The 9,846-nt window shown below is 62.3% G+C and carries 7 protein-coding genes; 5 read left to right on the top strand and 2 right to left on the bottom strand.

Annotated elements, in window-relative coordinates; all coding sequences use genetic code 11:
- The first annotated feature begins 137 nt into the window (after window positions 1-137).
- The 3 genes from ACT3HL_RS17100 to ACT3HL_RS17090 all read left to right on the top strand — a co-directional run bounded on the left by ACT3HL_RS17100 (window position 138) and on the right by ACT3HL_RS17090 (window position 3,856).
- Window positions 138-1,127, top strand: a complete 990-nt coding sequence (locus ACT3HL_RS17100; RefSeq protein WP_445087967.1) for an amidohydrolase family protein — start codon at window positions 138-140, stop codon at window positions 1,125-1,127.
- An 84-nt stretch (window positions 1,128-1,211) separates the two neighbouring features.
- Complete coding sequence (locus ACT3HL_RS17095) at window positions 1,212-2,555, top strand: aminomethyl transferase family protein (RefSeq protein ID WP_445087966.1); 1,344 nt, start codon at window positions 1,212-1,214, stop codon at window positions 2,553-2,555.
- 542 nt (window positions 2,556-3,097) lie between these two features.
- On the top strand, window positions 3,098-3,856 hold the full coding sequence (locus tag ACT3HL_RS17090; RefSeq protein ID WP_445087965.1) for an IclR family transcriptional regulator domain-containing protein: 759 nt from the start codon (window positions 3,098-3,100) through the stop codon (window positions 3,854-3,856).
- Window positions 3,857-3,960: 104 nt separating this feature from the next.
- Here the strand turns inward: ACT3HL_RS17090 and rdfA are convergent, their stop codons facing one another.
- Both rdfA and ACT3HL_RS17080 read right to left on the bottom strand, forming a co-directional pair.
- Window positions 3,961-4,581 carry a rod-determining factor RdfA gene (gene rdfA / locus ACT3HL_RS17085; protein WP_445087964.1) on the bottom strand — a complete coding sequence of 207 codons (621 nt, stop codon included), beginning with the start codon at window positions 4,579-4,581 and terminating at the stop codon, window positions 3,961-3,963.
- Window positions 4,582-4,645: 64 nt separating this feature from the next.
- The gene (locus tag ACT3HL_RS17080; protein WP_445087963.1) at window positions 4,646-6,592 is read right to left on the bottom strand and encodes an archaea-specific SMC-related protein; all 1,947 of its coding nucleotides are present in this window, start codon (window positions 6,590-6,592) and stop codon (window positions 4,646-4,648) included.
- 683 nt (window positions 6,593-7,275) lie between these two features.
- On the opposite strand from ACT3HL_RS17080, the gene ACT3HL_RS17075 reads away from it, so the two are divergent.
- Complete coding sequence (locus ACT3HL_RS17075; protein WP_445087962.1) at window positions 7,276-8,037, top strand: IclR family transcriptional regulator domain-containing protein; 762 nt, start codon at window positions 7,276-7,278, stop codon at window positions 8,035-8,037.
- A gap of 97 nt (window positions 8,038-8,134) precedes the next feature.
- Window positions 8,135-9,820 carry an AMP-binding protein gene (locus tag ACT3HL_RS17070; RefSeq protein WP_445087961.1) on the top strand — a complete coding sequence of 562 codons (1,686 nt, stop codon included), beginning with the start codon at window positions 8,135-8,137 and terminating at the stop codon, window positions 9,818-9,820.
- Window positions 9,821-9,846 lie beyond the last annotated feature (26 nt).

Raw genomic sequence — 9,846 nt, 5'->3', positions numbered from 1 at the left:
GTACATCCCGCGGTGTTCGACTCCCTGCTGTGACATAGGGTATTGTTATCAGATATCCTATTAGGCTTTGCGTCTGGGCGGAAAAAATCGTCGAGTGCACACGATGATTTAAGTATTTTCACGGTGAGTCGCGAGTGATGCCCGAGATAATAGACGCGACTTCGCACATTATGTCGCACGAGGCGCTCGACACGTTGGAGGAGGCTCACCCGAGTTCAGAGATCGAGAGTCTGCGGAACGCGCCGCGGATGTTCGACGTCGAGGGGCGGATCGACTACCTCGATGCGAACGGGATCGACAGGCAGGTCATCAACCTCTCGGCGCCGATGATCTGGGACGGCGTCGACCCCGACGACGGACTGGAGGCCACGCGCGTCGCGAACAACGAGATCCAGCGGATCGCCGACGAGCACCCGGACCGGTTCATCGCGACCGGCACGGTCCCGTTCCTCACCGACGAGTACGTCGACGAGGCCCGCCGCTGCGTCGAGGAACTCGGGATGCACGGGATCCAGATCTTCTCGAACATCGGCGGCCGGATGCTCGACGACGAGGCGTTCGAGGAGTTCTACGCGACCGTCGACGACCTCGACGTCCCCATCTGGATCCACCCGCAGCTCGCCGACTGGCACGATTACGACCAGTCGCACACGTGGATCTACAAGATGCTGGCGTGGCCGTTCGACACGAACATCGCGCTCGCCAGGCTCATCTTCTCGGGCGTGCTCGACCGCCACAAGAACCTCGACATCATCTCACACCACCTCGGCGGGTCGTTCCCGTATCAGATCGGTCGGATCCGCTCGTGGTATCAGACGCGGACGGAGGAGCCGGAGATGTACCAGAACCCCGCGATCGCCGATCTCTCGGAGCCGCTGGACGCGTACTTCGACCGGATCTACGGGGACACCGCAGTCAGCAGTCAGGGCGAGTCCTACCCGCTGGAGTGCGGCCTCGAGTTCTTCGGCGCCGACAACGTCGTCTACAGCGCGGACTACCCGTTCGGCCCCGACAAAGGCCGATACTGGACGACAGAGATCATCCCGTTGATCGAGAACCTCGACATCCCCGAGGCCGACCGCGAGAAGATCTTCTCCGGGAACATCAAACGACTACTGGATCTGTAGGCCGGGGGGAATCACGGTCGAAACGACGCCATTACGCCTGCCGACTCACATACGTTTAAGTAGGTGGAAAGACCGCTCTGTGGTATGGACCCCGAAGAGATTCAGGCGTCTGGCGACCCCGTCAGAGTACTTCGAGAGAAGGGCGGCGATTACACGGACAACTTCCCCGTCGTTCCGAACGAGATAACCAACTGGCTCGACGAACAGCGGGCGGTCACCGAGACCTGCACGCTCGCGAACCTGTCACACCACATGACCTCGCTCCGCGTCACCGGCCCCGACGCGGAGGAACTGCTCCGTGATCTCAGCGTCAACAGCTTCGAGAGCTACGAGATCGGCCGCGCGAAACAGCTCGTGATGTGCAATCCGAACGGCCACATCATCGGCGACGGCCCGATGCTCCGACTCGGCGACGAGGAGTTCTACAGCGGCGGGATGCTGTCGGCGAACTGGGTGCGCTACAACCTCGAGACCGGCGACTACGACGCGACGGTCGAAACGGAGCCGCGGACCTCCGCCCACGAGGGCGACCCCGAGAACTTCATCTTCCAGGTGCAGGGCCCCAACGCGCGGGCCGTTCTCGAGCAGGTGACTGACGCAGATCTGGATTCGATCCCGTTCTACCGCTTCGAGACGATCGATCTCGCCGGCGTCGAGACCATCGCCTTGGGCCACGGCATGTCCACGGAGTTCGGGTTCGAGTTCATCGGTCCCTTCGAGCAGGCCGAACAGGTCAGAGAGGCGATCGTCGAGGCCGGCGACGAACACGGGCTCGAGCAGCTCGGGTCGAAGTCCTACCACACGCTCTCGGTGAAACTCGGCTGGGTCCCGCCGGGCGTGCCGCCGATCTACGACGTCGAAGCGATGAGCGACTACCGCGAGTGGCTCGGTCCCGACAGCCGGGAGGCGACGTACTCCATCGACGGTAGCTTCGTCTCCGACGAAATCTCGGAGTACTACATGGATCCGATCGAACTCGGCTACGAGAAACTCATCAGCTTCGATCACGACTTCGTCGGGCGCGAGGCCCTCGAAGCGAAAGTCGAGAGCCCCGACCGAACCCTCGTGTCGCTCGCGTGGGACGAAAACGACGTCGTCGACGTCTACGCGTCGCTCTTCGGCGACGGCGAGACGTACAAGTTCATGGATCTCCCCCGGATCGCATGGGGTCGGGCGAACTACGACGAGGTGACGAAAGACGGTGACCTCGTCGGGCTCTCGCACTCGCGGTCCTACGAGTACGACGCCGGTACCATCATCTCGCTTTGCAGCATCGACGTTGATCACGCGGAGCCCGGCACCGAGGTGACGATCACCTGGGGTGAAGAAGACTCTCCGAATCCCAAGGTCGAACGACACGCACAGACCGAGATCCGAGCGACTGTCGGCGAGGTTCCGTACTCGCCGGACCGCCGCAAAGGCGAGTAAGCCGACGGACACCACCGCGCCATTTTCGACTCGCTGCTCTCCGCTCCGGTGAGTCTCACGGCTGCGCGCCGCTGAGGACGATCCATACGCGCGCCACGCGCCAATCCGCGTGTTGTTCTACCCACCCGATTACTGCGCCAGTTTCCGAAACTGTCGGAAACGTTCCGAGAGGGAAGTGTTGTGTATAGTCGAACAGTACATCAAGATAACAGGCGTACATATGATAGTGTCCTGCCTTGGTGCCGATCAGACGCTCAAAATCGGTCCGATGGAACACGGAGGCGACACATCGGCGTCGGACGCCGCCGTGTCGGAACGGCTCGATATATCGACGGATTCCCCCGCGAAATGCTTCACTTTCGGTGGACTCCGACGGTAACTGCGGTTTTTCTGTCTCCACGATCGGGTGTCGGCGGGGCGTTGAGACCACGCCGCATACGTCTATAGAGGGGAAAGGTCTTTCCGACAGTCTCGGAAAGGTATGCTCAGACCCGATGATCGCAAGCGTAAGGTACCCACAGGACCACGCCCAATGTAAGATAATGACAACCGATGGGGTGAAGCTACAGTCGGTCCGCAGGGTTTCCGAGATAGTCGAACTTCTACAGGAGGAGGGACCGCTGGGAACGACGGAAATCACGGAGGCGCTCGATGTCCCGACGAGCACTGTCCACGACTACCTCTCGTCGCTTCACGAACTCGAATACCTGGTGAAAACCGGGGGGAAGTACGCGCTGGGCCTCCGTCTCCTCAGTCACGGCATCGCCGCCCGGAATCGACATCCCATCGCAGACGTCGGCGCGGAGACGATCGAACAGCTGGCGACGACGACCGGCGAGGCGGCGTGGCTCATGACCGAAGAACACGGCAGAGGGGTGTATCTCGATTACGCGCTCGGCGAGCACGCGGTCCACACGTACGCCCGAGTCGGGCTCCGCTCGCCGCTTCACCACCTCGCTTCCGGTAAGAGCATCCTCGCGCACCTCCCCGAGGAGCGGGTCGAGCAGATCATCGACCGGCACGGGCTCGAACGCCGGACCGAGCGGACCATCGACACGCCGGCGGAACTCTTCGCGGAACTGGAGCGGACGCGCGATCGCGGGTACGCGATCAACGACCACGAGGCGGTCGAGGGGGCCCGCGCCGTCGGCAAGGCGATCATCGTCGACGGCGACGTCCTCGGGGCGATCAGCGTCGTGGGGCCCGCAAACAGACTGACCGACCAACAGCTCGCAGACGGAATCGTCGATCAGCTCCTCGGCGCGGCCAACGAGCTCGAACTGAAGCTCAATCAGCGGTGACCGTACTGTCGAATCGTGAAGGAGTCCCGGCCCAAGCGACGAGATCGGAGCGAGAAGACGACCGATAGCGGGTACCGTGCGTCCGGAGGCAGCCGCGGCGACCGCTACGAACTCCGCTGACAGTCGCATCCGCGCCCCTCGAGAAACTCCGAGACCGAGTACTGCTCTCCGCAGCGCTGACAGAGCACCTGTACGTCGAGCAGCACCTCGAACTCGTCGGCGTCGATCCGACCGGTCTCTCTGAGTTTCTCGATCCGCTCTTCGGTGACCGAGAGCGTCCGCGTCATCAACCGCTGGATGCTCTGGAGGTCCTTTTCGACCTTCTCCTCGTCGGAGAGCTGGCGGTACTCGGCGTCGCGGTACTCGGTCAGATACGAGCGGATCGCCTGATAGCTGACGAAGTCCGACTCCAGTCCGCCGACGTCGATGCCGTTCTCTTCGAGCCGATTACGGGTGTCGGTCCGGACACCGGTACTGACGTCGTCGTCGGTCAGATTCCGGTAGGCCGTCGAGACGTCGCTCTCGAGCGCGCTCATCCCCGCCCCGATGAGCGACTGCTCTAACAGCCGCTCGTTGAAGTAGTCCGCGAGGTCGCGGAGGCTCATCCGTTCGACGCCGTCGCCGGTCCAGCGCGCTTCCAGTTCATCGCCGAGGCCGTCCAGATCGTACTCCTCGATCAGCCGCGCCACCTTGCTCGACGGTCGATTGTCGGTCGTGTTTGCCATTAGGTGCGTTATGACGAACAGGCTCAAAAGTGTACTGGGACGGGGCGAATCGCGCCGGGAGCGGTCAGATCGACGTCACACGCGTGAACTCGTCATCGAGCGCCTGCGCGTCTTCGGGCAGGAGCGCGACCACGAGGAACGTCGCGTAATCCGAGAAGTACTCGACGAGCGCCGCGATTCGGTCTGAATCGATCGCCTCCAGCGAGTCCAAGAGCATAAACGGCACCGTCTCGTGGAGGTCGTGGACGAGGTAGCCGGCCAACGCGAAAATCAGCCCGGTGACCTCTCGTTCGCTCTCCGAGAGGTGATCGATCGTGTCCTCGTAGGCCGCACCGTTCTCGGTCGTCCGAACGATGTGCAGCTCGAAGCGCGTCTGGACGTCGCGGCCGCTCGAGTCTTCGATGCGCTCGATCCAGATGCGTTCGATATTCTCGTACCCGAGGAGGTCGAGAATCGACTCCATGTGATCGTTGAACGAGTCGACGGCTTCGGCCTCGATCTGGTCGATCTTCGTTCGCTGGTCGGTGAGCGCGTCAACGAGCTCCGAGCGCTTCTCTCGAAGTTCGTCGGCCCGCTCGACCGCGGCCTCGATCTCTTCGATCTCGTCGGTTACCTCCTCGAGGTCCGATTCGAGGCTATCGATCTCGAACTCCAGTTGGTTCGCCTCCTTGTGGAGCGAGAGGATATCCTCGAAGTCGGCCGACTCGAGGTTCTCGACCGCCGACTCCAGCGTCTCGACGTCGTCTGTGAGCGCTGCACGCTGGTCTTTCAGCGACTCGATCTGGTCGTTCCGTCGGTCGAGTTCCGCGTCGATGTCGTCGAGTTTCCGTTCGATCTCGGTCCGGCGGCGCTGTTTCTGTGTCGCCTCCCGCTGCTCGGCTTTCCGCTCGTCGAGCTGGCTTTTGACGTCGTTGAGGGACTCGACCTTCTCCGAGCGGAGCGATTTTAATCGGTCGATCGTCGATTCGATCTGCCCGCGCTCGACCGACGAACCGCAGGTCCAGCAGACGACCGTCTCCCCGTCCGAGCCGACCAGCTGATCGGTGACCGAGCCGTCGCCACCCGCTGCGGCACCGCCGTCACCCTGCAGGAGTTCGTAATCTTCGGCCTCCAGTCGTTCCTCGTTGTACTGGATCAGACTCCGGAGCTCGTTGATCTCCGTGTTCAGCTCCTGTCGCTTCGACCGCAGGCGATCGATCTCCGAGTCCAAGTCCCGGTGGTCGCCCATCGGCGACTCGGGGAGCTCCTCGAGGTCGGATTCGAGGTCGGAGCGCTCCCGTTTCAGCGACGAGATGCTCTCTTCCTGCCGTTCGATCTTGCGGCGGGCCGACTCGAGGTCCGAGCGCGTCGACCGGAGCTCCTGCAGTTTCTCTTCGAGTTCGGCCTGTTCCTTGCGACCCTCCTCGACGTCGCGGCTGCTGTCGTCGATCTCCTCCTCCAGGTCGGCCAGTTCCGCGCGCTTCTCGCTGATCCGATCGCGGAGGGTCGTCCGGCGCTGTTCGAGGTCCGGAAGCTCGCGCTTTCGAGACTCGATTCGAGCGAGTTCGTCGTTGATGTCGCCTTTCTCGGATTCGAGCCGGGTGATCTCAGAGCGGATCGCGTCGATGTCGACGGGGCGCATAATGACGTCGCGAAGTTGTTCTCCGCGTGCGGCCGCCTGGCGGGCATCGTTCGTTTCGAGTAGGAAGGCGAACATATCGGCGACCTCTGGGTCGTCGAGGTACGCCTCGCCCTCGAATTGGATCCCGGACCCGGCGCGTTTGAGCGTTCGCTCGTACGTTGTGTCATCCAGCGTCAGTTGGACGCGCCCCTCGTCGGCGTCGCCTTTGAGCGAGACGCGGGAACTCCCCATCGCCGCCATAATCGATCGCAGAAACGAGGTCCGATTCGTCGCGTTTTTGCCCGTGAGCACCGTGACCCCGGGTGGGATGTCTACGGAGGTCTGATCGATACCGCCGATATTCTCGACCGAGAAGTGAGCGGAGTCAGTCAATTGGTCGGAAGTAGCCATACTTGGAGTATTACTGGTCGTCTATATATGCTTTGTGCACTCATGCGAGACCGAAGCGGTGGTCTGAACGAGCCGTTCGATATGGCCGTATGAACCGAAAGCCCGAGGATCGAGGTATCGCTCCGACCACTGACCGCGCCGAGGGATACCCGAGCACCGGTGGATTCCTCTCGGCGCGGACACCGCGGCCGCGTGCGCTCGGTGATGGTACGGAGACTGAACAGAGATCAATAAACCGCATCCGGCGTCCTACCCGGACGGTCCCGTCCTAAACGCCGATGATAGCGCGGATGCATCGACCGGAAACGCCGGTGAGAGTGGACACGGTTCGGCCGGTCTGGTATCGGTTCTGCCAAAAGAAATAACAGTCGTACTATTGTTACGGTAATGCACCCCCAATCGGGTCCGTACAGAGGGCAACAGCTCACTCGTCAGCGTCGGAGAGTCAACGATATCGTCGAACTCGCGTTCGATTTACTCGCTGTACTGAGCAGATACGGGGCGTAGGAAGTGAGAAATTCACGCCCTCTGAAACGCACAGGGAGCGTCCAGCGGCGGATAGCCCAACGTGTCCCCCGGTAAACGGCTGTCTATCGGTCCAAGGAGCGCCACAACCACGGATTCCTATCCGTTCGAAATAACCGTAGTCTTTAGGTCATCCGGGTACGAGACAGCGAACAGAGATGTCAGACGACGCCCCCCCGCTGAAAACGATACAGCGCGCGTTCGAGATCATAGAGGTGCTCAAAGAGCACAAGGAGGTCGGGGTCGCGGAACTCGCCCGCCAGATGGACCTCCCCAAGAGTACGGTCCACGACTACCTCCGAACCCTGCGCACGATGGGGTACGTGATCAACGAGGACGGAACGTATCGGCTCGGCTTTCGGCTCCTCGAACTGGGCGGACAGGTGAAATACCGGAACCGCCTGTTTCACGTCGCGAAACCCGAACTCGAACGGCTCGTCGAGAAGACGGGCGAACTGGCGAGCGTCAACGTCGAGGAGCGGGGACGGTTCGTCATTCTGCACACGGAGTTCGGGGCCGAGTCGCTCCGTCTCGGCATCTACCCGGGCCTCAAAACCCCGATTCACACCCACGCCGGTGGGAAAGTCATACTGGCGCACCTAGATGACGAGCGCGTGGAACAGATCGTCGACGAACACGGTCTCGAAGCGCGTACGAACCATACGATCACGGACCGGGAGACACTCGATTCAGAGCTCGAAACCATCAGGAAAGAGGGATACGGCATCGACAGGGACCAACAGGTCGTCGGAATGGGCTCCGTTGCTGCACCGGTTCGCGTCGGTGAGGCCATTCTCGGGTCGATCGGCGTCGTCTGTCCGACGGACCGATTGCGAGCCGAAGACTATCGCGAAACGCTCGCCGACGAGGTGCAGAAATCCGCGAATATCGTCTCCGTCAACTACCAGTACGCCCCGTAACCGTGTCGGGACCGACAGTTCAGTTTCGGGGCCGACCTCGACGGAACGCGGGGGGTCGACCGAATTTTAATACGAACGGGAATGTATCCAGTGCACGATGGGAGACACCGCACACCTCGAAACGTACTATTTTCATCAGCGGGACTTCGAGACCATAGACGAGATCGAAGCGTGGTTCGAGTGGGAGGTCCCCGAAGAGTTCAACATCGCCGCGTACACCAGCGGTCGGTGGGCCGACGAAAAGCGAAACAGCGTCGCCCTGTACGTCGAGCGGCCGACGGGGGAACGCTCCGCGTACACCTTCCGACAGGTCGATCGCGACGCGAACCGATTCGCGAACTACCTCGCGAGTCAGGGGATCGAGGCGGGCGATCGGATCGCGGTCAACGGCACCCAGCGCGTCGAGTCGCTCGTCGCACACTTGGCGGCGTTCAAAGTCGGCGCCGTCGCCGTCCCGCTCACCGTCTTGCTGGGCTCAGAGGGCCTCACGTACCGATTGCGAGACAGCGGCTCGACCGCCTTCGTCGCCGATCGGGGCGCGATCGACACGATCAGATCCGTGCGTGAGGAGGTCGACTCGCTGGAGATGGTGATCACGAACGACGACTTCGATCAGGGAGACGAGGTGAACTTCTGGGACGCGGTCGACCGACAGTCGGCGCAGTTCGAGACCGCGGCGACGAACGCCGACGACCCGGCGTTCATCATCTACACGAGCGGCACGACGGGACAGCCAAAGGGCGTCGTCCACGCGCACCGTCACCTCCTCGGAGAGCTACCGCAGTTCCTCAGCCTGCAGCGTCATCGAACGTCCGACGAACAGGTCGTCCGGACGGTCTCCGAGTGGTCGTGGATCATGTCGCTGCCGGGGATGGTACTGCCGGCGCTGTTTTACGGGCTCCCCGTCGTCGGCTCTCTCGGCGGGAAGTTCGACCCCGAGACGGAGTTCGAGCTCATCGAGGAGTTCGGGATCACGCACCTGAACCTGCCGCCGACGGCCGTTCGGATGATGATGCAGACGGCCGATCCGAGAGAGCGGTTCGATCTCACGAGTCTGCAATCGCTCACCACGGGCGGGGAGGCCGCCGACGAGAACCTCATCAACTGGGTGACCGAGACGTTCGAGAACGCCGCGTTCATCGAGGGGTACGGGACGACGGAGATCGGCGGGCTCATCTGTGACGACCCCGCGGTCGGACTCGATCACCGCGTCGGCTACTTCGGCGTCCCCTCGGTCGGACACGAGGTCGCCGTACTCGATCCCGAAACGCTCGATCCGATCGAGGAACCGCACGAGATCGGCGAGTTGGCCGTGCGGTACGAAGGGGATCCGATGCTATTCCTCGAATACCACAAGCTGCCGGAGAAGACGGCCGAAACCGTCCGAGACGGGTGGCTCCTGTCGGACGATCTCGTCTCGGTCGACGAAGACGGGTACTTCCGGTTTCACTCCCGGTCCGACGATATCATCATCACCTCGGGGTACCGCGTCGCCCCGAAGGAGATCGAAGAGGTGCTGCTCACCCACGAGGCCGTCCAGAACGCCGGCGTCATCGGGGCCCCCCACGAGACCCGGGGCGAGATTCCGAAGGCGTACATCGTGCCCGGAGACGGGATCGATCCGAACGCGGAGCTGAAAGCGGAGCTGCAAGCCCACGTCAAGGACCGGCTGGCGAAGTACGAGTACCCGCGCGAGATCGAGTTCACCGACGACCTGCCGAAGACGACGACGGGGAAAGTCCGCCGGCAGTCGCTTCGGAGCCGAGCGGACCCATCGGAGTAGACAATCGAAGTGAGTAGTGAAAAAGT

Source organism: Halobellus sp. GM3, assembly GCF_052545375.1.
The sequence above is the reverse complement of the archived record's forward strand: the minus strand, read 5'-3'. Positions and strand labels throughout refer to the sequence as shown.